Here is a 26,793-nt window from a genome sequence, read left to right on the forward strand (position 1 = left end):
CAGTATTTTTCTTAATAGTGACTATAGTACAAGTATTTAAAACGACATTTCGTGTCGTTCATATGGTTTACTCCAGTCGCTTATATCCTCGTGCTGAACCACGAGGTTTTTCGCTCCAGTGGATAAAAAAACCTAGAAATCTAGGGTCTGTTGATACTTCGTCTATGTTTGCGACGTGAGAGATATATCTCGCAAGGTTTTTTAGCTGATATAAGGCATGAGGCAGGAAATTTAGTCATTCTAAATGACTGACTCATAACGCAATAGCAGCAAAAAATATGCTCGTTCCGAAGGACTATGGCTAAAACTTTCTCAGATTGCGTTATGAAACTTGGCAATAGACCCACTATTCCCTACGTTTCATGCCTGATCTGCTCAGTTTTAGCCTACAGCGCAAGCCATTTATGAAATATCAACAGACCCTCGGCTTTTTATTAAAAATCAATCTATTCACCACCAAGTGAACATTCAAAATTGGTTTTTTCGACAGAACAACGAGCGCGTTTTAACACACTCATCATGGCAGGGTCATAAATACCGCGTTTGGTCATATCCATACGTCCATCACGTAGCATTTTTTGATATTTAGTTTTATCTTCTGCGCTCAAGTTCATTTTATATTTGGCTGGAATTTCACCTTCTAAACGATTAATCATACTCATCGCTTTAGGCAGATTTTTTACAAACCAATCTCGTGATTTTTGCCCAAAGCCCGCAGGGAATTGTTCAGGGCGAATCACAAAGTCTGCGGTCACTTGTAATACAGGGAAGTTAAACATCGCCCCGTTATTGCCTAAACCCTTGTAGATTTCTAAAGGTTTGTACGCATAGGCAGGCGCACCGACCATATCGACCTGACCATTGTTAAATTTCGCCACAAAGTTAGATACATCAGAAATGACAGCTTGCGCACCTACACGCTGCACCATAATTTTTTGTGCATCGTCATAGCCCAATACCGCAAACTTTTTCCCTGCTGCTTTTTCAATCGAGCTGATGTTCTTGTCGCGCACAAAAATAAAGGCCGAACCTAAAGGTGAAATACCCGCAACTTCATATTTCTTGCCACCTAAATTGGTAACCATTTTCGCTGCATTACGTTGATCTAAAGCAAAGCTGATGGCACGTTGTGCAATCGCATTACTTGGCGCACCACCTAAAGCATCAATCGAGCCTGCAAATTTATTGTATTGGCGAGCACGCATGGCGGTCATAAATACCCCATCACATTTGCCTGCTTTAAAATCATTGTCTGCGACAGCTTCATCCTGACGTGGAATTAAATTGACTTCTGCACCCCAGCCTTTTGCTGCTAGCGCCCACTCTTGTGCCATCTGAAAAGATTCACCTGACTTACCCAGTAAGTCAAAGACACATACATCTACTTTTGCTGCTTGCGCCTGAGCACTGAAACCGATCGCTGCGAATGCTGTCAATGTTGCGCTGACCCATATTTTTTTCATTGTTTCGATCCTTCTACAGATTTTTTTATTTTTGAGTGTCCGTACACGAAACAAATATTAAGCAAGTTCAAATTAAAAAAATAGAGCATTTACTCGAATTTCATCTGTCAATTCTGCCAAAACCTTATACTGCCTTATTTAAGCGATCATTTTTATTTCATAATTCACTTATATTTTATAGATTTAGATCAAAATAAAGATCATTTCCAACATGCACGTATTTTGTGCTTGTTTACAAAGTCATAAAAAAAGCCTGTTGTTAGATCATAATTTTTAAACATCACAAGAGAGATTTTTCGCAAATCACAAATAAAACTGGGCTTATTTTTGTTTTCTGGTGGGCTTCCATTAGAATATGCCCAACTTTTGTTGTGACCAGTAAACACCATGATTCAACTTGACCAAGTTTCTTTACGCCGCGGTGGACGTGTTTTATTTCAAAAAGCGTCTATGCAAATCCATCCAGGCTGGAAAGTCGGTCTTACAGGTGTCAATGGTGCAGGAAAATCCAGTTTATTTGCTGCGCTTTTAGGTAGTTTAACCCCAGACGAAGGTACGTTGAGCCGTCCGCAAGGCTGGACTGTGGCGCACATGGCACAGGAAGTTAAAGCATTGGATTTGCCTGCGATTGATTTTGTGCTGTCGGGTGATGAAGAATACTGGAACATTCAACAACAACTGCAACATCCTGAACAATTAAATAATGACCAACTTGCACATTTGCATGGTCGTTTTGATGAAATTCATGGCTATACCGCACCCGCCAAAGCCGCACAACTGATGGCAGGTTTAGGTTTTATGGAACATCAAAACAGCTTGGCGGTCAGTAGTTTTTCTGGTGGATGGCGCATGCGTTTAAATTTGGCGCGTACCTTAATGAGTCGCTCCGAATTATTATTATTGGACGAACCAACCAACCACTTAGACTTAGATGCAATTTTATGGTTAGAAGACTGGCTTAAAGCCTATGCGGGAACTTTGGTGCTGATTTCCCATGACCGTGATTTTTTAGATGCCATTACCGATCATATTTTACATATTGAAAATAGTGAACTGACTTTATATACAGGCAATTATTCAACCTTTGAAACCACACGCAGTGAACGCTTGGCACAACATCAACAAGCGTATGAAAAACAATTAGAAACCCGTGCACATTTACAAAAATATATTGATCGTTTTAAAGCCAAAGCCACCAAAGCACGGCAGGCACAAAGCCGTATCAAGCAATTGGAACGCATGCAATTGCTTGCCCCTGCGCATGTAGATACACCATTTACCTTTAGTTTCCGTGAACCGACCAAAATGAGCTCACCCTTACTGACCTTGGAACAAGTCAGCATTGGTTATGCAGACAAAGTGATTGCCAGCAAAATTAACCTACAAATTACCCCGACCAGTCGTATTGGTTTATTGGGGATGAACGGCGCAGGTAAATCGACCTTAATTAAATCCTTAGTGGGTGAATTGGCGTTATTGGCAGGTACTCGCAAAGCCTCAGAATTACTCAATATTGGCTATTTTGCACAGCATCAAATGGATGCTTTGGATGATAGCGCCAGCCCGATGCTACAACTGGCACGCATTGCCGATAAAAAAATCAGCGAAGCCACTTTACGCGCCTTTTTAGGCAGTTTTGGTTTTAGTGGCGAACGTATGGACACGCCTTGTGAAAGTTTTTCAGGAGGTGAACGTGCACGTTTGGCTTTGGCTTTAATTGTCTGGCAACGTCCTAACGTACTGATTCTGGACGAACCGACCAACCATTTAGACTTAGATATGCGACATGCCTTAACCATGGCATTACAGGATTATGAAGGTGCAGTGGTATTGGTGTCACACGAACGTCAATTAATTGCCAGTGTCTGCGATGACTTACTCTTGGTTCATGCAGGACAATGCACAGAATTTGAAGGCGATTTACAAGATTATGCCCAATGGTTACGCCAAGCTCGTGCAGACATGCTTAAGCAAGGTACATCCAACACAGCTCCATCCAATCCAAGTCCAGTGGTTGAGAACAAGACTAACCTAGTCAAAGTAGATAAAGAAGCTCAACGCAAACTGGCAGCACAACGCCGTGAACAAACTCGCCCTATTCGTAAAAATATTGAAAAATACGAAGCGCAAATTGAAAAAATTCAACCGCGTCTGACTGAAATTGAAACCGAACTGGCAGATCCTGCCCTTTACGATGCCAACCGTAAAGATGATTTGCTCAAACTCATGAATGAGCAAAATGATCTGAAAACCAAATTGGCGCAGGCAGAAGAACAAATGCTTGAATTGATGATGGAATTGGAAGAACTCGAAAGTAGCTTTGAATAGCCATACCGATGAGATTTTAACGCTATGCTAAATAGGGTTAAATCTCATCATATTTCGTAGAATATGCATTGTGTATGTTCCATACTTATAAGACACATTCGTAATAGTTTTAATCTTTAGTTTATCTTCACAATAACCACGCAAAGAAATTTAAGTCACTCTCTGCGTTTGTTTATTTTTACTTATCAATCTTGCACCACAGCATAGTTGTATGACACCCCCACCCTGAATAAAAGTAAGACAGCATAGCTACCAAGCAAGAAGTTTTGAATTTAAAACTCAGTGTGATTTTTAAATTCAAAATCTACAATTTAAATTTAAAAGCAAAAACTTAGTTATCCACAACTCAAACTAACTGTTATTTTAAATTCAAAACTCTAATTAAAGCCAAATCAATCCATTCTTTCATGGTTATTTTGAGTCATTGAATCTCAGTGATTCACAGAAAATCGCTGCTACTCGGCAGTAATTTTTGCTTTGCTAATACATAATTCTTGTATTTTCCAGCCCTGAATATAGCGCCAGATTTCTTGAATATACCCTTGATCATCCGCCAAACCAATTTGAATCCGACAGTTAACCTGCTCACGATCAAACTCATATTCTTCTAATTCAACATTCGGTTTGATCGGTTTCCAGACACCATTATTCACTGCATGCTGAATGTTGGCATAACGTGTTTCACGATTTTCCACACGTGATTCTGCCGTATAAACGACTTTAAAATCTTCATCTTCATAGTGTGCTAACAGCTCCACATTGCCAGTAAAAAAAGCATTCACCCATGCATCACGTGCTTGTTCTAATTGATTATCCATCTTAATGATTCTCCTATATTTTTGGCTTAATGTAGCTCAGCATGACAGAACAATAAGTCAGTTTTATAAAAGTTATTTGGATGAATCACGACAACAACAAAAGCCAAACATAAAAAAGCACTCCGTAGAGTGCTTATGGTTATGCGGATGATTTGGACGAATTAAGCGTCAATATCTGCATTTAAGGCATTTTCTTCAATAAAGGCACGACGTGGTTCTACATCATCGCCCATTAAGCAAGAGAACATGCGGTCTGCTTCAATGGCATCATCAATGGTGACTTGCAACATATTGCGGTTTTCTGGGTCCATCGTGGTTTCCCAAAGTTGTTCCGCATTCATCTCACCCAAACCTTTATAGCGCTGAATCATCATGCCGCGACGCGAGTCCTGCAAAATGTGTTGCCACACTTGATGGAAATTGTTGACCGTAATTTTACGTTCGCCTTTTTCCAAATACGCACCTTCTTCAAGCAGCGTAAACCAGCTTTTTGAATTTTTCAGCAAACGTGCATATTCAGCTGAACCCAGCAAACCTGTGTCTAGCAAATAGGTATGTGGCAAGTTGTGCACATATACCGTGATTCGTGGCCAATACGTTGCAGATTTTTGACCATCCGCATCTTCTTTTTCAAACTGTTCGATGCTTAATTCAGGACGCAAACTTGGTTGTAATCGTTCAATGCTTTGACGTAATTGCTCGCCCCATTGTTGTACATACGCCTGATCTGCTGCTTGATCAATTTTAAAGGCATCTAATTCTAATAAACCATCCAACAGACTTGCAGGATAACGCAGCGTTAAACGGCTCAAACTCTTTTGTGAAGTTTGATAATCAGCAATGACTTTGGCTAAAGCCTCACCACGAATTGCAGGTGCATCAGCACTCACATGCAGCTCCAATTCATCAATCGCATTAGAAATTAAATAGGTTTCTAAAGCATCGTTATCTTTGATGTATTGTTCCTGCTTGCCTTTTTTCAGCTTATACAATGGTGGCTGTGCGATATAAATATGACCACGCTCAACCAATTCTGGCATTTGACGGAAGAAGAAGGTCAATAGCAAGGTACGAATGTGTGAACCATCTACGTCAGCATCGGTCATGATGATGATTTTGTGATAACGCAGTTTGTCTGGGTTATATTCTTCACGACCAATACCACAGCCCAAAGCGGTAATTAAAGTACCTACTTCTGCCGATGAAATCATCTTGTCAAAACGGGCACGTTCCACGTTCAGGATTTTACCTTTCAGTGGCAAAATTGCCTGCATTTTACGGTTACGACCTTGTTTAGCCGAACCACCTGCAGAGTCACCCTCGACTAGATATAATTCAGATAATGCAGGGTCTTTTTCCTGACAGTCAGCCAATTTACCAGGCAAACCTGCAATATCCAAAGCACTCTTGCGGCGCGTCATTTCACGGGCTTTACGCGCCGCATCACGGGCACGCGCTGCATCAATAATTTTACCCGCAATAGATTTTGCCGCTTGTGGATTTTCCAATAAATATTCAGAGAAAGATTTATTCATGGCCTGCTCAACAGCAGGTTTCACTTCACTCGATACCAATTTTTCTTTGGTCTGTGATGAGAATTTTGGATCTGGCACTTTGACCGACACAATCGCGGTTAAACCTTCACGTGCATCATCACCCGACACCACGACTTTTTCTTTTTTCAGGATATTTTCGCTTTCCATGTAGTTGTTTAACCCACGGGTTAGCGCAGCACGGAAGCCTGCCAAGTGCGTTCCACCGTCTTTTTGTGGAATGTTATTGGTAAAGCAACGTACGTTTTCCTGATAGGAATCATTCCACTGCAAAGCAACTTCTACGGTAATTCCGTTTTCAGCCTGTGTCGTGAAATGGAAAATTTCATTCAGATGGGTTTTGCCTGCATTGATATATTTCACAAATTCAGACAAACCACCTTCATAGTCAAAAATATGTTCTAAATTGACACGTTCATCACGCAATACAATACGCACGCCCGCGTTTAAGAAAGACAATTCACGCAATCGGCGTGCCAAAATATCCACATTAAAAATGGTTTGGCTAAAGGTTTCAGCACTTGGCCAAAAACGCACAGTCGTACCTGATTGCTCAGTGTCGCCCACTACTTTTAAAGGATATTGTGGATCACCATGGCGGTATTCCTGTTGGTGAATTTGACCCGCGCGTTTAATCGTTAATTCAAGTTTACTCGATAAAGCATTGACCACCGACACACCAACGCCGTGCAAACCGCCCGACACTTTATAACTGTTGTCATCAAACTTACCACCTGCGTGCAGAATGGTCAGAATGACCTCTGCTGCAGAGACACCTTCTTCAGGGTGAATATCGGTTGGGATACCACGACCATTGTCAGATACGCTGACAGATTCATCTTCATGGATAGTCACCAAAATTTCATCACAATGACCCGCCAAAGCTTCATCAATAGCGTTATCGACTACCTCGAACACCATGTGATGCAAACCTGTACCATCATCTGTATCACCGATATACATGCCTGGGCGTTTACGAACAGCATCTAGGCCACGCAATACTTTGATACTAGAGGAATCATAAGCCTTTTCATTGGTTTGTTCTGTAGTAGAGACAGATTGATCTTCTGAACTCATGGTTTCTCCCTAGTGAAAAATAGGTCTATCCAAAGATAAAAAAATTATTGCTCAACAGCCTGCACCGTTCCGTGATCGACCTGAAATAAGCGATAAGGAATCGACAACGCTTGTAAGTGTTGTTGCACGGATTGATGATCTAAAGTGGTAATAAAAACTTGACTACCCAATTGGCTTAATCGTTCAATTAAACGTTGTTGTGCGCTTAAATCTAATTCTGCTGTCAGATCATCTAATAATACCACAGTTTCCTTATTAGACGCATGCAGCATTGCAATCTGTGACAGTTTTAATGCCATAATCAATAGCTTTTTCTGCCCACGTGACAGCACCACATCGGCATCACCCATTGGGGTTTTTAAGCGTAAATCGGCGCGGTGTGGCCCATATTCGGTATAGCGACGTTCCACATCTTTTTGATGATAATTGCACAGATCATTCAACAAGCCTGTTTCGGTATGAAAGCCTGCGCTGTATTCCAGACTAATGTGTAAATCAGGCAATAAATACTGTAAATCTTGTGCAAAAAATTGCTGCCATTGTTCCACCGTTCCCAAACGCTGCTGATGCAAAATCTCACCATAATCACTGAGCATTTTGTTCCACGGTTCCAAGTCCGACAGACTTAAATGTCGCTGTGATTTAAGCAAACTATTACGTTGTTTTAAGGCACGTGAATAATATTGCCAAGCGTGATAAAACTCTGGTTCCACGTGGAACATCAACCAGTCCAACAGTTGCCGTCGTGGTTTTGCACCATGGTCAATAATATCGGTACTGAGTGGATCAATATGTTGTAAAGGCAGAATTTTAGCCAATTGCCCTTGGGTCGCAACAGGGTCGCCATTGACCTTAATCAACTGCTCACCCGATGCCATTTTTTGCATGCCAATTTTTTCAGTCAATGACTGAGCAAATACAATCGCATCTTGGCTACTGTTCTGAATGTAATTTTTAGGAATATGGGTGCGAAAAGAACGCCCTGTCGCCAATAAATGAATCGCTTCTAAAATCGAGGTTTTACCCGAACCATTTTGCCCATAAAAGACGTTAAACGGCTGCAACTCATGAAGTGCAACCGCTTTTAAGTTCCGAACACGCTCGATATGTAAACGCGTAATATGCATGATTCAGCTAGATTTAATCTTGAAATAAACCGCTCACTTAAACACGCATTGGCATCACAACATAGGTTTGATCTTGATGTGCTGGATCTTGTACCAATACCGATTGATTGGCTTCGGTCATGGTCATCGATACATCATCGCCATCCAATGCCCCTAATACGTCCAATAAATACTGTGCGTTAAATGACATTTCTAACGGCGAATCGGCATATTGAATCGCTAAATCTTCAATTGCTTCATCTTGTTCTGGGTTATTGGCACGTAATTGCAAGGTGTCCGCACTAAAATTCAGGAATACGCCACGCAATTTTTCATTACTTAAAATCGCCACACGCTGTAAAGATTGTTTAAATACATCATGCGCGATCAGCACGTTTTTATCACCACCACGTGGAATCACACGGCGATAATCTGGGAACTTACCATCAATTAATTTAGTGGTAAAACGCACGGTAATTTCTGCTTGTTCTTTGTCACGGCTTGGGGTGCGAATGGTCACATTCAGCAATTCACGCCCAATTAAAAGTGCCAGTTGTTCATCTTCAATGCTCAGCAAACGCTGCAATTCAGCCACAGCTTTACGCGGCACAATGGCTTGAATTAATTGAGTAGCTGTCGAAGATGCCGCTGTTTCACACAAGGCCAAACGGTGACCATCTGTGGTCACAGCACGTAATTGGTTTTCATCAATTTCTAACAAAGTACCCGTTAAATAAAAGCGTACATCCTGCACTGCCATCGCAAACGCAGTTTTTTCAAACAAACGCTTCAGCTCACGCTCAGTAACCGTCACTTGCGTACCTTGAGCATTTTCTGTAGCCAATAATGGATAATCTTCCGCAGGCAAAGTACCTAATACAAAGCGGCTATTGCCCGATTTTAAAATACAGCGCTGATCTTCAGTGATTTGCAAATCAATCAAAGCTGCGCTTGGTAAAGATTTACAAATATCCATCAGTTTACGTGCAGGCACTGTAGTTTCCCCTGCCTGTAAACATGCCCCTTCAGTCAGATTCGTACTGGCAACCAATTCCACTTCCAAGTCCGAACCAGTAATGGTTAAGGCTTGCTCAGTCACCTGAACTTTGACATTGGATAAAATATTTAAGGTATGGCGACGTTCAACCGCTCCTACGACATGTGACAGAACATTCAGTAAGCTTTCTTTCGCGATTTTTAAACGCACGGTACATTCCTCTAACAACTGAAGATTGGAGTATAAAATAGGTTTTTTTAGCAGTGTACTATGCGGCAAAAGCTGCCGCATGGCAAGAACAGAATTTGAGCAAATTCGGTCAACTTTGCAACAATCGTTGCAGGTTTTTATAGTCTTCGTTAAAGATCGGATCTTCTTCGCGCAGGCTTTGTACTTTTTCGCAGGCATGCATCACGGTACTGTGATCACGGCCACCAAATGCCATACCAATTTCAGGGAAACTGTCGCCTGTCAGCTCACGTGCCAAGCCCATTGCCAACTGACGTGGACGTGCATAAATACGGGTACGTTTTGGCCCCACCAATTCTTTGAGCGGAATACGGAAATATTCACTCACGACTCGCTGAATATTTTCGGTACTGATGGTACGTGCGCGAATTGCCAAGACATCTTTTAAAGATTCACGTACCACATCTAGATCGATTGGGGTGCCTTTAAAACGGGAAATTGCCACCACTTTATTGAGTGCACCTTCAAGTTCACGCACATTGGCCACCACTTGCTGGGCAATAAATAAAGCACAGTTACGTGGTAAATCTACGGCGCTGCTTTCAGCTTTCTTTAATAAAATTTCAATTCGGGTTTCAATATCTGGCGGTTCTACCCCGACTGATAAGCCCCAAGAAAAACGTGACACCAAACGTGCATCCAATTCGGTTAATTCTTTTGGATAACGGTCTGAAGTCAAAATAATCTGTTTAGATTCATCCAATAAAGCGTTAAAGGTATAGAAAAACTCCACCAAACTGGCTTCTTTACCTGCCAATAAGTGAATGTCATCCACCAATAACAAATCTAAAGAGCGGCAGTTTTTCTTAAATTCTTCAACCTTGCCCTGCTGCAAAGAGCTGACAAAATCCTGCACAAAACTTTCTGCAGTCATGTACATCACCCGTGCATTCGGTTTGGCTTGCAACAAAGCATTGCCCACCGCTTGCATCAAGTGAGTTTTACCCAAACCTGTTGGGCCATACAAAAATAATGGGTTGTGCTGTGAAGCCCCCAATTGGGTCAATACCTTGCGACAGGTTTCCGCAGCCATTTGGTTAGAACGACCTTCCACAAATAAGGAAAAGGTAAATAACGGATTGAGTTGGCGTTTACGGCTTTTTGCAGAACTTTCTTCTTTTTCACGTTTAGGCTTGGCCACAGGCGCAGGGCTAGATTCCAGCGCAGCAGTAGTGGTAGCAGGTTGTTCACTGGCCGATAAAATTGCACCTGGACGCGAATCGACTAAAATTTCGACCTTACGCACGCGTCCCTCAGACAACTGCTCTGCCAAAATAGTAATCAATTCCAGATGATGTTCTTGAATGTAACGCGTCCAATAAGGATTAGGCGCATAAAGTTTTAATGTATCTTCAACTTCTTCTGCCACCAATGGGCGAATCCACATTGTAAAGACATTTCCAGAGAGCTCTTGTCGCAAGCGATTTAAGCAGTCCGTCCAAAGCATGTGAAACCCCTATCTAATCCATTTTTAAATTTAAAACTTCTCTCGACCGCCTGAGCGGGTCGCCATTCTAACCAAGTTATCCACATCTGTCATGACAAAATCAGCAAAATTGCTCAAAAAAGGAATCATTAAACCTGAATTTAAATTTGAAACGTGGTGTGGATAAGTTTATCCGCAAGGTGTGGATAAAATATAGCACAAAGTTATCCACATAATATTAAAATTATAGAAACACAGATATCCACAATTCAAAATTTTGTTTTATAAAAGAAAAAGTGGGTTTTCAACAGAAAAATGCGTCCCTAATAGTAATAAATTTAAATTTATAAATTTGAATTTATTTATAAGAAACGTTGCAACTGTGGATAATTCAATCTGAGTTTAAATTTAAATTCAAAACCGAAAATTTTAAAATTAAACAGAATAAGCTTGTGGATAATTATGTGAATAATACTGTTAATAACTTATTAGTCAAGCATAAACAATTACTTATCTTGTGTATACTTTAATTTGTATGATCAACCAGTCAATTGAGCGAAAACTTGTTAAAAAGAAAAATTTAGGCTTATTTTGCAAGAAACCGTGTTTTTCATTGACAGCTCAAGCAATGAGCACTAAAATCGCGGACCTTTATAGAAAGATCATTTTTGGAGTTTCGATATGAAACGTACATTTCAACCATCTGAATTAAAGCGTAAGCGCGTTCATGGTTTCCGTGCTCGTATGGCTACTAAAGCTGGTCGTCAAGTATTGGCTCGCCGTCGTGCAAAAGGTCGTCACAGCTTAACTGTTTAATACAGTCACGCTGAACCGACTCTTGGGTGTTATGACAACACTTTATGGCTTCAGCACAGAGTTGAGATTACGCTGTGCTGCCGATTATAAAGGTGTGTTTGATGGTGCGCTTTTTAAAGTGCATCAACCCCATTTCTTATTTCTTGCAAAACATTCCGAACTGCCGAATAGCCGTTTGGGTCTTGTCGTTGCAAAAAAGAAAGTGCGTCGTGCACACGAACGAAATCGAGTAAAACGACTTGCTCGCGAAAGTTTTCGCTTACACCAACAGCAATTAAATGACTTAGATATTGTGGTAATGCCCAAAGTTGGGGTAGATACGGTATCTAATGCGGAATTGCATCAGCAATTACAATTTGCTTGGCAGAAGTTACAACGTCTCGCCAAAAAGCATTCAAAAATAGCTCCCTCCCCACAAAAGTAGAGATGGCCAATGGTACTTTTACTGCATTGGTTGATACGTTTCTATCAGATCGCGATTAGTCCTTTATTGGGACCACGCTGTCGCTATATTCCAACATGTTCTCAATATTCTTTGGAAGCAGTCCATACGCATGGTGCTGTACGTGGTGTGTGGCTGGCTACAAAACGTATTTGTCGTTGTCATCCGTGGGGTGGTTCGGGCTATGATCCGGTGCCGCCAAAAGTCATTCGTTTTATTTCATTTCAGCAAATAGATTCTCAAACGCATCACATTACTGTACCCTTTCGTGATCGTTTATTGAACCAAAATCACTCTAACCACTTGGGGTAATAGATATGCAACAATGGGCCAGGTTTGCAATTCTCGGGGCCATGTTTGTCGTCGCATATTTGCTCATTTTGGCGTGGCAAAAAGATTATGGAAATGCTGAAACAGCACCGCAGCAAAAAACTGCCGTTGTTTCACATGAAGTGTCTGCAGATTTGCCGAATGCCCAAACGGCTACAGCAGCTTCTGATGTACCGCAAGCAAATATTCCTGCACAGCAAACAACCGATGCCACAGCACCTGTAAGTCAGCAGCTTATTTCAGTACAAACTGACCTTTATCATCTTTGGATCAATCCGAAAGGTGGTGATATTGTTCGTGTTGAATTACTCAATCATGACAAAAATAAAGACAGTGACGATCCTTTCGTCATGCTGGAAAGCGATGCTAAGCGCACCTATGTCGCGCAATCTGGGTTAATCGGGCTGAATGGTCCAGACAGTAGCCGTAATGGCCGCCCAAGCTATGAAATTGAAAAATCGACTTATAGCTTAGCCGATGCCAAAGAAAGCAAAAATAAAGCGGGTGAAACAGTTAAAACTTTAACTGTCCCAATGGTATATAAAACTGCCGATGGTGTAGAAATCATTAAAACCTTTAGTTTTACTGAAGGTGAATATCCTGTGCTGGTGAATCACAAAGTGATTAACCGCAGCAGCCAAAACTGGCAAGGTCAGATGTTTGGTCAGTTGAAACGTGATAATTCAGATGATCCAGGCAAGTCAGATCAAGGTATTTTTACCTTGGGTACTTTCCTTGGCGGCGCATGGGGAACACCTGAAGAACACTACAACAAGTTGAAATTTGACAATTTTAATGACGAAAAATTGAATGTCGATGCAACAGGTGGTTGGGTGGCCGTGGTTCAGCACTATTTCGTGAGTGCATGGGTTCCGGGGCAGTTAAAATTGACGCAGGCCGATGGTCAACCGTATGCAGCGAAGTTGGAATCACGTAAATCTAGCGATGAAATGAACATCATTGGTTTTACCTCGCCAACCATTAATGTCCCTGCAGGTACGGTGGCAGAAGTTGATGCGACCTTCTACTCTGGTCCAAAAATTCAGTCTGAATTGAAAGATTTGGCGACAGGTTTGAACCAAACTGTGGATTATGGCTGGTTATGGCCAATTGCAAAATTATTGTTTATTGGTTTGCAATTCTTCCATGGTTTAGTGGGCAACTGGGGTTGGTCAATCATCTTATTAACCGTTCTTGTCAAACTGATTCTTTGGCCGTTATCGTCTAAGAGCTATCGTTCTATGGCGAAAATGCGTGTGATTGCACCAGAAATGCAGCGCATGAAAGAAGAATTTGGCGAAGACCGTATGCGTTTCTCGCAAGAAATGATGGCACTTTATAAACGTGAACAAGTGAATCCACTGTCAGGTTGTTTGCCATTGTTACTACAAATGCCAATTTTCCTTGCCTTGTACTGGGTATTGATGGAATCGGTAGAGTTACGCCATGCACCGTGGTTAGGTTGGATTCAAGACTTATCGGCAATGGACCCTTGGTTTATCTTGCCATTGTTGATGGGTGTGACCATGTATGTTCAACAAATGTTGAACCCACAGCCAACAGATCCAATGCAGGCAAAAATCTTCCGCATTATGCCTGTGGTATTTACCGTATTCTTATTGTTCTTCCCTGCAGGTCTAGTTCTGTACTGGATTGTCAACAACTTGATTACGATTTTGCAGCAAAGCTTGATCAACAAAAGTGTTGAAAAAGACCGCGCTAAACGAGAAGAGGCAACTCCAGTCAATTAAGTATGGCTGAGCTGCTGAATAAATCCGCTTAAGATGGTAATCTTAGGCGGATTTTTCTTTGCATATATTTTGAAAGTTTTAGGTGAATTTTATGTATAACCGCAGCACCATTGCCGCAATCGCGACTCCACCTGGCCGTGGTGGTGTGGGGGTGATTCGCCTGTCGGGACCAAAAGCCTATGCGATTGCCGCAGCCTTGACCCAAAAAGACTTACCCAAAGCACGTTATGCAGGTTTTCGCCAGTTTTACGATGCAGCCAATGAAGTCATGGATGAAGGTTTGGTGATTTGTTTCCCCAATCCTCATTCATTTACTGGCGAAGATGTGGTGGAACTACAAGGGCATGGTGGCCCAGTGATTCAAAATGCTTTATTGGCACGTTTACTGGAACTCGGTGCAACGGCTGCCAAAGCGGGTGAATTTTCGATGCGCGCCTTTGAAAATGGCAAGCTGGATTTGGTACAGGCCGAAGCCATTGCCGATTTAATTGATGCCACTTCACAAGCCGCTGCGCGTTCTGCAGTGCGTTCCCTTCAAGGGGCTTTTTCCACCAAAGTGAATACTGTGCTAGAACAGTTAATTCATTTACGTTTGCATGTTGAAGCTGCTATTGATTTTCCTGAAGAAGAAATTGACTTTTTGGCTGATGGGAAAATCCTCAATTTGCTAGATGAAGTGGCTACTTCGGTGACTGCTGTGCAACAATCTGCGCGTCAGGGACAATTGTTGCGTGAAGGTCTGCAGGTAGTGATTGCGGGCAAACCTAATGCAGGTAAATCTTCTCTACTCAATGCCTTGGCGGGTATTGAACGTGCAATTGTGACTGATATTGCGGGAACTACTCGTGACGTATTGCATGAAAAAATTACCCTAAATGGCTTACCAATTACCCTGACCGATACCGCAGGTTTACGTGAAACAGGGGATATTGTGGAGCAGGAAGGGATTCGCCGTGCAATTAAAGAAATTGAACAGGCGGATTTATTGTTATTGGTCTATGACTTGAGCCAAAACGAAGATCCGTTGCAATTGGCACAGCATTATTTTGCTGAACATATTGAACCGAAGCGTTTGATGTTGATTGGCAATAAATGCGATTTAACTGGTGTACAAGCTACAATTTCAGATTTTAATGGTTTTAGACATATTACTGTGTCGGCCAAACAAGAAACAGGTGTTCAATCGCTCATAGAGGCGATTACAGCGCATGCAGGCTTTCAGCCTGAAGAAGATACCTTTATTGCACGTACCCGTCATTTAGACGCAATGAAGCGCACGCAGCAGTATTTGGCTGAAGCACGTGAGCAGTTGGTGGTCTATCATGCGGGGGAATTAGTAGCCGAGTCGTTACGTCTTGCACAGAATGCTTTGGGTGAGATCACTGGTGATTTTTCTGCAGATGATTTGTTGGGCAAGATTTTTGGATCGTTTTGTATTGGGAAATGATTTTTAGCGATTACTTCCTGATTTGATACAAAAATAGCATTAAGTTTGAGTGGCTTAGTGCTTTTTTATTATCCTATTTGGGGTGATCTGCTACTAAAAATCAGCCTATTCGTTAATGTTTAGTTTCTCATTCGGCACAAGCCCGATCTAACTTATGTCATATTTAAACGTTTCAATTTATCTTTATGAAAACCCATCAATAATCACGTAAGTCTTTTTAAACCGCAGCATTTAAAGCTATGATGAGAAAATAATCAAAAATTGGCGCTCAATTCAATCCTAAATGCACGAGATGAAATCTCTGATGGAGGTATTTGGATGTTTGAACTGGCTTTTTTACGTGAAATACTCATTTCTTCGGTTCATTTTTTGCAATTGTCACTCGAAGCCATTTCTGTGATTTGCGTGGTGATTGGTCTGGTTAAAACTTTATTGGTGCTGGTTCAGTTAAAATCGGGGCGTACTGCACGTTATTGTTTTGGGGATTGGCTCGCGACGGCACTTGAATTTCAGTTGGCTGCAGATATTTTAGCCACCACAGTAGATCCAGATTTAGATAGCCTAATTAAACTGGCGATCATTGCAGTGATTCGAACCTTTTTAAATTACTTCCTAACTAAAGAATTAGAGCATCAAACCATCAATGAAAAATAATGGCTGCTGAGTTTGAGATCAAACAGAAGACATAGTCCTAGTCATCTACAAAGTTTGAATATTTGAATAAACTCAGCTGATCCAAACCTTGTCCTGATTTTAGTTTGTCGTTTAGATGAAACTTCATCCTAAAACAGGTTTGTTCTGCAATTGGCGATACCAAATAATGATGTAGCCACACAGTAAGCAGATGGCTGCACAAAAGCTAAGTACGGCGGTGGTTAAACCAAAATGATCGGCCAGATAACCGACTGCAATAATTGGCAGAATTGTGCCTAAATAGCCCACAAATAAATAGGTCGACATCACTGCAGCACGATTCTGTAGATTGGTCATGGCATGAATTAAGCCAAAAGCACCAATCAATGCCAACCCGTGTCCTATGCCTAGCAGCACATCACTCACAAAAAATAGAAAACTCCAATGTAAATACATGCATAAACCGAGTACCAATAAACTCAATAACAGCAAATACAGCCCATAATTTAGGCATTTTTGTGCAGGAATGGCTTTAGAAAAATACTGCACCAGCGCTGAAATCAGCAAAATACAGGTGATGGCCAAACCACTGACCAAAGGCCCGTGCCACGGAATAATCACTTGCACAAAAGAGGGAGAGAGCGAAGCAAATAAACTAAAGGCAGCAAAGGCACAGAATGCGGTTAAACCTATAATATAAAATTCTGCATGAAAGCGTGGTTCTGGGCGTTCTAATTTTGGGGCAATCGAGAAGGCTTGTGGCGTAAATTCAGGCGGTGCTAAACGTAACAATCCAATAAAACACAGTACTGCACCCAAAATGACAGGAATATATGGACTAAACAAAGGCGCTGCTGAAAATTGTGCCACACCACCACCGAGCAAAGGACCTAAGCCAAACCCGACTGCGGTAATGACTGAACTGAGCTGTGGCGCATGTGCTTTATGTGATTCGGGGATACTCCACATTAAGCCAATTAACGCCGATGTAGTCATAAGACCTGAAGCAATTCCAATCACAAAACGCCCCAAAGCAAGCCAAAGTGCATTGGTGGCAAACATAGACAGAATCAGTCCGAGGGTGATGATGACTAAACCCAATTCTAAGGTTTTTAAGAAGCCGATACTGTTGCTGGTACGCCCTAAAAAGAGCAAGGTAGCCAAACAACCGAGCATATACGCCACAAAAATAAAGGTGATATGGCTGGGTAAAAGCTGCCACAATTCCTGATAAATTGGATACAGCGGGCTTGCAAGTGCCGTGCCCATGGTGCCAATAATCAGGGCGAGGCTGATCATCACGAAAGGATGCCAAGATTGAGATTGAGTCATAAAAAACTCGATTGATGGCTAAACTGTTGAGTTTAGTCTCATATAGTGAGAAATATCACTCAGTGTAAAGACAAGCCTTGAATCTGGTCAAGCCTATTTGTGTTTAAGCATAGCGTTTCAGCAATTTCATAAACTCTTCCAGTTCATGTTCATCAATCGCGCATTGATCACCAATCACATGATGGCGTAAATGCGATTCGATTAACTCATTCATCAAACCATTGACCGCACCTTTAATGGCTGCGACTTGTTGTAAAACTTCAATACAGCCATGATCAGGATTGTGAAGTGCTTGTTCTACTGCCCCAATTTGTCCTTGTAGGCGTTTGACGCGATTTAAAATTTTCTTATCTGTATGTAAATGACCCAACACATCACCTCAATTTTTATATACTCTATGGGAGTATATTTAACAATGATTTCCCATTATGCGTCAGCAACACTCTCATCGTATGCATCCACATCAATTCGATCAAGGCAATCCGCTGGCGCAGAAAAAAATATTATATGCGGCTTTGCTGACGGCTGTCATGATGTTCTTGGAAATCTTGGGTGGTTGGATTTTTCATTCCATGGCTTTGCTAGCGGATGGCTGGCACATGAGCTCACACATGCTGGCGCTAGGCTTGGCTTATTTTGCCTATCGGGCAGCACGTCATTATGCAGCAGATACACGGTTTAGTTTTGGTACATGGAAAATTGAAATTTTAGCTGGCTATAGCAGCGCCATTTTATTGTTGGTGGTGGCTGCATTTATGGCAATTCACTCTATCGAGCGTTTATTTTTTCCTGTCGATATTCAGTATAACCAAGCCATCCCAATTGCAATTTTAGGGTTATTGGTCAATTTGATTTGTGCATGGTTATTACATGAAGATGATCACCATCACCATCACCATCACCATCACCATCACCATCACCATCACCATCATGAGCATACGCATGACAGCCATGACCTGAATCAAAAAGCCGCCTTTATGCATGTGGTGGCAGATGCGGTGACTTCAATTTTTGCGATTATTGCTTTAATTGCGGGTAAATATTGGGGCTGGGATTTTCTAGATGCACTGTTAGGTATTGTTGGTTCAATTTTAGTGGCGCGTTGGGCGATAGGTTTGATGCAGGAAACAGGGAAAACATTGCTGGATGCAGAAATGGATCATCCTGTGGTGGAAGAAATTCGTGAAGTGATCGCAGAGTTACCAGTCAGTGTGGTGATCACTGATTTACACGTTTGGAAAGTCGGACAGGGTAAATTTTCCTGTATTTTAGCATTGGAAACCGCACACGATTTAGACGCAGATCAAGTCCGCACTGCCCTCGCCATTCATGAAGAAATTGTGCATATTTCTGTAGAAATCAATCCGCCATCGGGTTTGAACGTTCCACGTGAAACCTAAAGCGTTGCATAGCAAAAACGAGTTGTAGCAATTGCGTAATTCTGGCTTAAAAATACTGAATTCTGTGCAGCTTTCAGCTTAGAATCAGGCTAAATTTAATTTATTTAGATGAAACACATGATTAAACAATTGAGTTTAGCTGCCTTAATGGGATTATGCAGCGCCGTGAGCATGGCCGATGTTGCAACGGTTAGCAAAAATGTCAAACAACAGCATCCGCAACTGAAATTAGACAATATTCAAGCCACAGAAATGAAAGGTATTTACAGTGCCTCTATGGATGGTCAAGTGGTGTATTTGAATGAAGATGCTCAACATATTTTGGCGGGTTCAATGATTCGTTTAAAGGATCAGCATAACTTGACCAAAGATTTATTGATCCAACAAAATAGTGTCGATTGGAAAAAGTTACCGTTACAAGATGCAATCAAAAGTGTGCGAGGTACGGGGAAACGTCAGATTGCGATCTTTTCTGACCCAAATTGCCCATATTGTAAACAGCTTGAGGCTGAACTGAAAAAGCTGAATAACATTACGATTTATACTTTTATTTTGCCGTTAAAAGCGCAATCTGTTGCGCCGTCTAAACAGGTGTATTGTGAGAAAAACCCTGCCCTTGCTTGGGAAAATCTGATCACAAAAGCACAATTGCCTACAAGTCAAAGCAGTTGTGCTAACCCTGTGGAACGCAACATGGCTTTAGCGCATCGTTTAGGTATAAATGGTACGCCAGCAATTATTTTCTCGAATGGCTTTAAAGTCATGGGAGCATATCCTGCGGCACAAATTGAACAGATCTTTAAAGAATTCGGTCTTTAAGACTAGCTATTTTTTATCTGATATTAGCAACTACAATTGTGAAGTGTGTATCAGAGCAAACCTGAAATTTGTGATTGCGAAGTAGATATAAAAAACCGCCTTAATTTTTAGGCAGTTTTTTTATGAGGATAGACGATGTTTGACTGAAAAATCACAGTCGTTAAACAGTATTTAAGCGCGTGATTTTTTCTTAATAGTATTATAAATAAACAGAATAATCAGCGCACCAATGATGGAAGCAATAAAACCTGCGGCAGAACCATCACCGTACAATCCCATCATACGCCCTGCATAGGTTGCCAATAAAGACCCTGCAATCCCGAGTAAGGTTGTGACAATAAACCCTGCTTTGTCATCTCCAGGATGAATCGCACGGGCGATTAAACCTGCAATAAAACCCACCACAATTGCGACAATTAATGACCACATGAGCAGCTCCTTGTTATCTTTGTTTATGTTTTACATCATGTTTCAGACTTATTTTTGCTGAAAAATCCCAAGGAAAATAGTCGAATAATGCTACAGCATGTTGTGTTTTTGTCCTGTTAGATAGATGAAATGCAAATTTTAGCCATAAAAAAAGTGATCTGAAACGATCACTTTTTTTAAGCGAGGCGTGTTTGTTTTATAAGCCAATTTCGCCAATAAACGGAATATGACGATATTTCTGGTCGTAATCTAAGCCATAACCGACAATAAACTTATCTTCAATTTCAAAGCCCATGAATTTAACTTCAAGTTCAATTTCACGGCGTGATGGCTTGCTAATTAAGGTACATAGCTCAATTGAATTTGGCTCGCGGGTTTGCAAAATTTCCATCACTTTATTTAGGGTGTTGCCCGAGTCGATAATATCTTCAACTACCAAAACATCTTTACCGCGAATTTCACTATCTAAATCTTTTAAAATTTTCACATCACGCGATGACACCGTGCCCCCGCCGTAGCTGGATACAGTCATAAAATCCAGTTCATGCGGCTTGTGAATGGTGCGGCATAAATCTGCCATGAACAATACAGAGCCACGTAATAAGCCAATTAAAACCAACTCTTTGTCGCTATTGGCATAATGAGCATTAATTTTTTGACCAAGTTCCTGAACTTTTGTCTGGATTTCTTCTGCAGAAATCAAAACCTGCATTTCAACTGTCATGGGTAGATACCTAAAAAGCAAAAATAAAAAAGGTGTTGACCTGCAACACCCCAAAATATGCCCTAATTTTAATATATCTTGCGCGATGTTGCACGTGCTTGCATGGTTGAAATAGCATCATTTTTGTGCTGGGTGAGAATCTGTGCGTAACAACAAGGCACAACCGAGTATCAGCATTGCCCATCCGATGGGTTTTATATACGAGGGTTGCGTAGGTTTAGCCACCTGCTGCTGAGTTTTGATCGGGTTGGTAGTAGGCACGTTGTCCATAAATATAGGTCGCATGAATATTACGGTCATCTGCTAAAGTAATGAGGGCAAATAATGCATCTTCAAGATGTTTGGAACGTTGTTGTCGTAAGCGTTGTAAAGCGGTGGCATTTAAATCCAGCACCACAAAATCGGCTTCTTTGCCTACCTTAAAATTCCCCAGCTTATCGTCTAAGTCCAAAGCTTTGGCAGCACCTAATGTGGCGTGATACAACGCTTCAAAAGCAGAGAGTTTTGCCCCTTGCAGTTGTTGTACTTTATAGGCTTCATTGAGGATATGCAGTACATTAAACGTGGTGCCTGCGCCAATATCTGTACCTAAACCGACCTTCACCTGTCGCTCCCAAGTTTTATGCAGCGGAAATAAACCGCTGCCCAAAAATAAATTGGAGCTTGGACAAAAGGCAATTGCAGAATCGGTATGATGCAGACATTGCCATTCATGTTCTTCTAAATGCACACAATGCGCAAAAACCGAACGTGAACCTGTTAAACCATAGTGATGATAAACATCTAAATATCCATTTTGCTCTGGAAATAATTGTTTCACCCACGCAATTTCATTGTGATTTTCACTTAAATGGGTATGTACATAAACATCGGGATATTCGGCTTTGAGTTGCCCTGCCCGCGCCAGTTGCTCAGGGCTAGAAGTCGGTGCAAAACGTGGCGTAATCGCGTAGAGATTACGTCCTTTTCCATGCCATTTTTCAATCAACGCTTTAGAGTCTGTATAGCCTGAGTCTGCACTGTCACACAATGCTTCAGGTGCATGCCGATCCATCAGCACTTTACCTGCAATTAAACGCATTTGATGTTGTGCTGCCGCTTCAAACAACGCATCTACCGATTCAGGATGTACCGTACAAAACACCAAAGCTGTGGTGGTGCCATTTTTCAGTAATTCCTGCACAAAAAATTGTGCAATCTGATCAGCATAGGCTTTATCTGCAAATTGCAGTTCAGTCGGAAAAGTATAAGTATTCAGCCATTCCAGTAATTGTTCACCATACGCGCCAATCATTTCAGTCTGTGGAAAATGAATATGGGTGTCGATGAAGCCAGGCACAATGAGATGGTCAGGATAATGTTGGAACTCAGTGTTGGCGTTTAGCTGTGCCTGCCCTTCTTGCCATGAACCAAACCACTGAATTTTGCCTTGTTCGCAAATTAACAAGCCATCGTCTACATAACGGACTTGTTCTGAAATTTGATCGGCTTGGCTGGTACAGTTTTTGAAATCAAGAAAGCGACCACGAATTGCGGTGCGTTGTACAGGAGATGGCATAAAACAACCTACATTTTTCATTTTTCAAGAGATTGTACCTTAAATGTAGCTTGCAGCAGTACGATAAAATTTATCGTACGGTAAATTAAAACTTGGTGAAATGAATACAAAAAGCCTTCTCGAAAGAAGGCTTGCAACGATGGTGGGGACTGTTAAATTTTATAATGTGGTTTCATGGTGTTTTCGACTATGTCGAATTGATAACCACGCAGTGATTGTCAGCACAAGTACAATAAAGCCGAGTGAAATCCAGATAGGCATGTGGAATACATCTAACATCAGCATTTTAAAGCCAATAAATAGTAAAATTAAACCCAGTCCATACGGTAAATAATGCATTTTAGTGGCTGCGCCTGAGAGCAAGAAAAACATGGCACGTAAGCCCAAAATAGCCATAAGATTTGCAGTGAGTACAATAAACGGATCGGTAGTCACGGCAAAAATTGCAGGGATAGAATCCACGGCAAAAATAACGTCAGATGCTTCGACCAAAATTAAAACTAAAAATAATGGCGTTGCCCAAAGTACACCATTTTGGCGCACAAAAAACTGATCTTTTTCCAGTGTTGGGGTAATACGCATGTGTTTGCGTAGCCATTTCAACAACGCCATATCTTCAATATTGCTGGCTTCTTGCTCTGGACCTTTTAAGAATTTAAAGCCTGTGTAGACCAAAAATGCGCCAAAAATATACAAAATCCAGGAGAATTCTTGTACAAACCAAGCTCCAATAAAAATAAAAATGGTTCTGAGAATAATTGCGCCCAGTACGCCGTAGAGTAAAATTTTACGCTGTAAGCCCGGTGGGATGGCGAATGCGGCGAAGATCATCAACCAAACGAATACATTATCAATCGCCAGTGATTTTTCCAGCAAATAACCCGCAAAGTATTCCATGACTTTGGTGTTGGCGACTTCTAGCCCAACGCTGTGTTTAAGATACAGCCATAAACCGCCACCAAATAAAGCTGCCACACTGACCCAGGCGATACTCCAATACGCAGCGGTTTTGACTTTGACCGATTCGCCTGCTTTTTGTTTAAAGCCTAAGAAGTCAATGGCGAGCATGACTGCAACAATTGCAAAAAAGACCAGATATAGCCATAAATTGCCGATGGATTCCATACAATCTCCACATCCAACAACTGGCCACAAAAAAACCTTGACCTGTTGTCAGATGATTTCAAACATCTGTAACAACATGATCAAGGTCTTGCCTACATAGAGCGGACTTGTATCAACAAGTATGTGCACTATGCTCAGCGTCCGACTTTTTGCAAAGTGTAATGACGAAACGCTGACACGTTAAAATTATATTTTAACGCTTGGAGGAGGCTACTCCCCTTGTTCAACATAATTTGGGATTAGGACGTTGCCTAAATCTGCGTAAAGAATTACATAATTTTAAATGTTGTGCAATTTATTTTGCACGGTAAATCACTTTAATTTGTATTGTACAAATTCAGCACAATACTTCGTCAAGATTGTGGCAAATTGAAAAAATAGATTTAGTTTGATAGGTGGACTTATGCAAATTCAACATCAAGAAAGCCCACGTGGTGGCGAGTTTTTTATTGAGCGAGATGGTCGGCATATCGCTGAAATTACTTATCAATATCAAGATGATCACACTATTTTAGCAGATCACACTTGGGTTGATTTGACATTACGTGGTCAAGGGGTTGCCCGTCAACTATTAGATATTTTGGTCGCCTTTGCACGTGAAAAGCAGCTAAAAATTGTACCCGTGTGCTCTTATATTGAGACGGCATTTGAAACGGATACACAATATGCCGATGTTGTGGCTTAAAAAATATTATTTTTTAATCGCTATAGTTGAGCTTACCTGTTTTTCTACAAACACTTTTTTAAAGTAGATCAACAGGTAAGGTATTGCATGCATTCCAATCAGCATGCTGAATAAGAAGAATTTGAGCATCACCGAATCATTCAGTGCAATACATAAACCACTGATAAGCGCAATACAAAACCAGTGGAAAAAAAATGAGCTCACCCACTGCTTTAAACTTAGCCCTAATACAAAAGATGAAATGAGTATATTTGTTTCTTCATTTAGACCTAAACGGTGAAAGCCAATCAGCATGCAAAAATAAACAATTAATAAAAATGATGTGGTAAGCACGTCTTTGAGCATGACTTTCTCCAAAACTAAACCAAAACCGTACTTTCAATGTAATGTATGTTAAAAGATGCTACACATACACCATAGTGGTAAACGTAAGGTTGAATTGTCAGTCATAAATTACAATTGATTAAAAAATAAACAAAACCACAAAATAATGAGTGATTATTTGAGTCTATTATCTTAATTTCATGACTACTTTTACATTAACAAGAGTGTGATATGTTAATCAGGTTGTGTTATGCCAGTACCCGAGCGGAGCATCAAAATGATTTACTCCAAGAAATCAGTGATATTTTGGCAACAGCTCGTCAATTTAATGCTGCACAACACATTAATGGGGTACTTTATTATGCTGAGGGTCATTTTTTTCAGTGTTTAGAAGGTGAACAACAGCAGCTCGAGCAATTATTTGAGCGTATTCAACAGGACCCGCGCCATCGTGATGTCTTTCGCTTCCCTGACCAAATACTTGAGCATGTCCATTTTTCAGAATGGTCTATGAAATATGTGCATAGACATAGTCAAATTTCGAGTTTATTTAAAAAGCTCGGCTTTGATGTTTTTCTACCACATCGTTTGGATGAAAAGACGGTACAGCAATTTTTAGCTTTACTTTTGGATTTAGAACAAACCATCTTGCCTGAAAAATCTCAACGGGGTTATAAAAATAGAGGTTATTCAAACTTTTTCTAAATTTAGTTTGTAGGGTATTAGGGTCATTTGCCTCTCTCTATTGAAAACGGTTTAAATATTAAAAAGCCAATCTAAAGTATACAGATGGCTTTTTTATCATGCATAAAGCCAAGATTATTCGTAATTAATCATCACTTTCATGGCATTTTCATCTGAAGCATGTTTAAACACATCATAGGCTTTTTCAAATTCAGAGAATTTAAAATGGTGCGTTGCCAGTTTTTCTAAAGGCAATTTGCCTGAACAGCAGGTTTTTAACAGCATGCCTGTCGTATTGGCATTCACCAAACCCGTAGTGATGGTTAGGTTTTTAATCCAGAGTTTGTTTAACTCAAAATTTACCGACTTACCATGTACGCCCACATTGGCAATATGTCCGCCCTCTTTCACGACATTTTGGCAAATATCCCAAGTGGCTTCGACACCTACAGCTTCCATGGCGCAGTCTACCCCGCGACCACCTGTAATCTCTAAAATACGTTGTACAGCATCTTCTTTGGCAGAGTTAATAGTATGGGTTGCCCCCAATTCTTTTGCCATCGCCAAGCGGTTATCATCCATATCAACTGCAATAATTTGTGCAGGAGAATAGAACTGTGCGGTAAGCAGACAACCCATGCCAATTGGACCTGTACCCACAATTGCAATGGTATCACCAGGTTTAACATTGCCGTATTGCACACCAATTTCATGTGAAGTTGGCAATACATCAGACAAGAAAACCGCAACTTCTTCATTTAAACCTTCAGGCAGCAAATATAAAGAAGTGTCTGCAAATGGAGTACGGACATATTCAGCATGAGTACCATCAATCATATATCCCATGATCCAACCGCCTTCATTTTGGCAGTGTGCATAGAGTTGTTTTTGACAGTTTTCACAAGTACCACAACGGCTGACACAAGAAATAATGACCTTGTCGCCTTTTTTGAAATTTTTGACTGCCGAACCGACTTCTTCAACAATCCCGATACCTTCGTGACCTAAAATACGGCCATCAAATAGCCCTGTCTTGGCAACTGCAGTGTCTTGAATTTCTGGGTTTTTACCTTTCCAAATACCTAAGTCAGTACCGCAAATTGTAGTTTTGGTGAGACCAATCACGGCATCTGTTGGTTGTAAAATTTCTGGACGTGGGCGTTCTTCAAAACGAATATCATTGGCGCCGTGGTAGACCATGGCTTTCATTGTTTTTGACATTGTGACCATCCTTCTTAGTAATAATGATGAAAGACATCCAGCAGCCAACCTGTAGC

At 41.0% G+C, this 26,793-nt stretch carries 25 protein-coding genes; 11 read left to right on the forward strand and 14 right to left on the reverse strand.

The window, feature by feature from the left end:
* Positions 1–446 precede the first annotated feature (446 nt).
* Complete coding sequence (locus FTU09_RS11455; RefSeq protein ID WP_004969750.1) at positions 447–1,463, reverse strand: putative solute-binding protein; 1,017 nt, start codon at positions 1,461–1,463, stop codon at positions 447–449.
* A gap of 387 nt (positions 1,464–1,850) precedes the next feature.
* Between FTU09_RS11455 and FTU09_RS11460 the strand changes: the two genes are divergently transcribed.
* Positions 1,851–3,791, forward strand: coding sequence for an ATP-binding cassette domain-containing protein (locus tag FTU09_RS11460; RefSeq protein ID WP_104852778.1), 1,941 nt, complete (start codon positions 1,851–1,853; stop codon positions 3,789–3,791).
* Positions 3,792–4,246: 455 nt separating this feature from the next.
* Here the strand turns inward: FTU09_RS11460 and FTU09_RS11465 are convergent, their stop codons facing one another.
* From FTU09_RS11465 to dnaA, 5 genes are all read right to left on the reverse strand, one after another.
* Complete coding sequence (locus FTU09_RS11465; protein WP_004969754.1) at positions 4,247–4,609, reverse strand: hypothetical protein; 363 nt, start codon at positions 4,607–4,609, stop codon at positions 4,247–4,249.
* A gap of 161 nt (positions 4,610–4,770) precedes the next feature.
* The gene (gene gyrB, locus FTU09_RS11470; RefSeq protein WP_004969755.1) at positions 4,771–7,239 is read right to left on the reverse strand and encodes a DNA topoisomerase (ATP-hydrolyzing) subunit B; all 2,469 of its coding nucleotides are present in this window, start codon (positions 7,237–7,239) and stop codon (positions 4,771–4,773) included.
* 44 nt (positions 7,240–7,283) lie between these two features.
* Complete coding sequence (gene recF / locus FTU09_RS11475; RefSeq protein ID WP_154320150.1) at positions 7,284–8,366, reverse strand: DNA replication/repair protein RecF; 1,083 nt, start codon at positions 8,364–8,366, stop codon at positions 7,284–7,286.
* Positions 8,367–8,403: 37 nt separating this feature from the next.
* Positions 8,404–9,552, reverse strand: a complete 1,149-nt coding sequence (gene dnaN / locus FTU09_RS11480; RefSeq protein WP_004969759.1) for a DNA polymerase III subunit beta — start codon at positions 9,550–9,552, stop codon at positions 8,404–8,406.
* A gap of 109 nt (positions 9,553–9,661) precedes the next feature.
* Entirely contained in the window at positions 9,662–11,038 is a 1,377-nt protein-coding gene (gene dnaA, locus FTU09_RS11485) for a chromosomal replication initiator protein DnaA (RefSeq protein ID WP_004969761.1), read from the reverse strand.
* A 660-nt stretch (positions 11,039–11,698) separates the two neighbouring features.
* Between dnaA and rpmH the strand changes: the two genes are divergently transcribed.
* The 6 genes from rpmH to FTU09_RS11515 all read left to right on the forward strand — a co-directional run bounded on the left by rpmH (position 11,699) and on the right by FTU09_RS11515 (position 16,457).
* A complete protein-coding gene (gene rpmH, locus FTU09_RS11490) occupies positions 11,699–11,833 on the forward strand; it encodes a 50S ribosomal protein L34 (protein ID WP_000831329.1) in 135 nt (44 codons plus the stop codon).
* 31 nt (positions 11,834–11,864) lie between these two features.
* On the forward strand, positions 11,865–12,257 hold the full coding sequence (rnpA, locus tag FTU09_RS11495; protein WP_004969764.1) for a ribonuclease P protein component: 393 nt from the start codon (positions 11,865–11,867) through the stop codon (positions 12,255–12,257).
* Between the two features lie 9 nt (positions 12,258–12,266).
* The gene (yidD, locus tag FTU09_RS11500) at positions 12,267–12,587 is read left to right on the forward strand and encodes a membrane protein insertion efficiency factor YidD (RefSeq protein ID WP_004969767.1); all 321 of its coding nucleotides are present in this window, start codon (positions 12,267–12,269) and stop codon (positions 12,585–12,587) included.
* A gap of 5 nt (positions 12,588–12,592) precedes the next feature.
* Positions 12,593–14,356, forward strand: coding sequence for a membrane protein insertase YidC (gene yidC, locus FTU09_RS11505; protein ID WP_004969769.1), 1,764 nt, complete (start codon positions 12,593–12,595; stop codon positions 14,354–14,356).
* A 91-nt stretch (positions 14,357–14,447) separates the two neighbouring features.
* Positions 14,448–15,803, forward strand: a complete 1,356-nt coding sequence (gene mnmE / locus FTU09_RS11510; RefSeq protein ID WP_180062443.1) for a tRNA uridine-5-carboxymethylaminomethyl(34) synthesis GTPase MnmE — start codon at positions 14,448–14,450, stop codon at positions 15,801–15,803.
* Positions 15,804–16,121: 318 nt separating this feature from the next.
* Complete coding sequence (locus FTU09_RS11515; protein ID WP_154321234.1) at positions 16,122–16,457, forward strand: DUF1622 domain-containing protein; 336 nt, start codon at positions 16,122–16,124, stop codon at positions 16,455–16,457.
* A 123-nt stretch (positions 16,458–16,580) separates the two neighbouring features.
* Here the strand turns inward: FTU09_RS11515 and FTU09_RS11520 are convergent, their stop codons facing one another.
* Together FTU09_RS11520 and FTU09_RS11525 are read right to left on the reverse strand one after the other, a co-directional pair.
* Positions 16,581–17,768 carry an MFS transporter gene (locus tag FTU09_RS11520; RefSeq protein WP_180080383.1) on the reverse strand — a complete coding sequence of 396 codons (1,188 nt, stop codon included), beginning with the start codon at positions 17,766–17,768 and terminating at the stop codon, positions 16,581–16,583.
* Between the two features lie 103 nt (positions 17,769–17,871).
* The gene (locus tag FTU09_RS11525) at positions 17,872–18,138 is read right to left on the reverse strand and encodes a metal/formaldehyde-sensitive transcriptional repressor (RefSeq protein WP_004969779.1); all 267 of its coding nucleotides are present in this window, start codon (positions 18,136–18,138) and stop codon (positions 17,872–17,874) included.
* A gap of 58 nt (positions 18,139–18,196) precedes the next feature.
* On the opposite strand from FTU09_RS11525, the gene dmeF reads away from it, so the two are divergent.
* Both dmeF and FTU09_RS11535 read left to right on the forward strand, forming a co-directional pair.
* A complete protein-coding gene (gene dmeF, locus FTU09_RS11530) occupies positions 18,197–19,168 on the forward strand; it encodes a CDF family Co(II)/Ni(II) efflux transporter DmeF (protein ID WP_180080385.1) in 972 nt (323 codons plus the stop codon).
* 171 nt (positions 19,169–19,339) lie between these two features.
* Positions 19,340–19,987 (forward strand): DsbC family protein, encoded by a 648-nt coding sequence (locus tag FTU09_RS11535; protein WP_373683196.1) that lies wholly within the window; start codon positions 19,340–19,342, stop codon positions 19,985–19,987.
* A 171-nt stretch (positions 19,988–20,158) separates the two neighbouring features.
* Here the strand turns inward: FTU09_RS11535 and FTU09_RS11540 are convergent, their stop codons facing one another.
* From FTU09_RS11540 to FTU09_RS11555, 4 genes are all read right to left on the reverse strand, one after another.
* Positions 20,159–20,416 carry a GlsB/YeaQ/YmgE family stress response membrane protein gene (locus FTU09_RS11540; protein WP_154321231.1) on the reverse strand — a complete coding sequence of 86 codons (258 nt, stop codon included), beginning with the start codon at positions 20,414–20,416 and terminating at the stop codon, positions 20,159–20,161.
* Between the two features lie 196 nt (positions 20,417–20,612).
* Positions 20,613–21,140, reverse strand: a complete 528-nt coding sequence (gene hpt / locus FTU09_RS11545; RefSeq protein WP_180080388.1) for a hypoxanthine phosphoribosyltransferase — start codon at positions 21,138–21,140, stop codon at positions 20,613–20,615.
* 217 nt (positions 21,141–21,357) lie between these two features.
* On the reverse strand, positions 21,358–22,698 hold the full coding sequence (gene guaD, locus FTU09_RS11550; protein ID WP_180009222.1) for a guanine deaminase: 1,341 nt from the start codon (positions 22,696–22,698) through the stop codon (positions 21,358–21,360).
* A gap of 159 nt (positions 22,699–22,857) precedes the next feature.
* On the reverse strand, positions 22,858–23,823 hold the full coding sequence (locus FTU09_RS11555; protein ID WP_104852786.1) for a TerC family protein: 966 nt from the start codon (positions 23,821–23,823) through the stop codon (positions 22,858–22,860).
* Positions 23,824–24,226: 403 nt separating this feature from the next.
* Between FTU09_RS11555 and FTU09_RS11560 the strand changes: the two genes are divergently transcribed.
* On the forward strand, positions 24,227–24,508 hold the full coding sequence (locus tag FTU09_RS11560) for a GNAT family N-acetyltransferase (RefSeq protein WP_178319442.1): 282 nt from the start codon (positions 24,227–24,229) through the stop codon (positions 24,506–24,508).
* Between the two features lie 6 nt (positions 24,509–24,514).
* On the opposite strand, the gene FTU09_RS11565 is transcribed toward FTU09_RS11560, so the two are convergent.
* Positions 24,515–24,853: a hypothetical protein gene (locus FTU09_RS11565; protein WP_104852787.1), complete on the reverse strand. Its 339-nt coding sequence runs from the start codon at positions 24,851–24,853 to the stop codon at positions 24,515–24,517.
* Between the two features lie 210 nt (positions 24,854–25,063).
* Between FTU09_RS11565 and FTU09_RS11570 the strand changes: the two genes are divergently transcribed.
* Positions 25,064–25,537: a BLUF domain-containing protein gene (locus tag FTU09_RS11570; protein ID WP_104852788.1), complete on the forward strand. Its 474-nt coding sequence runs from the start codon at positions 25,064–25,066 to the stop codon at positions 25,535–25,537.
* Between the two features lie 114 nt (positions 25,538–25,651).
* Here FTU09_RS11570 and FTU09_RS11575 read toward each other — a convergent pair whose 3' ends face one another.
* Positions 25,652–26,737: a zinc-dependent alcohol dehydrogenase family protein gene (locus tag FTU09_RS11575; RefSeq protein ID WP_180080389.1), complete on the reverse strand. Its 1,086-nt coding sequence runs from the start codon at positions 26,735–26,737 to the stop codon at positions 25,652–25,654.
* Between the last annotated feature and the right edge of the window lie 56 nt (positions 26,738–26,793).

This window comes from Acinetobacter sp. YH12058, from assembly GCF_013419805.1.
GTDB classification, from domain to species: Bacteria; Pseudomonadota; Gammaproteobacteria; order Pseudomonadales; family Moraxellaceae; genus Acinetobacter; species Acinetobacter towneri.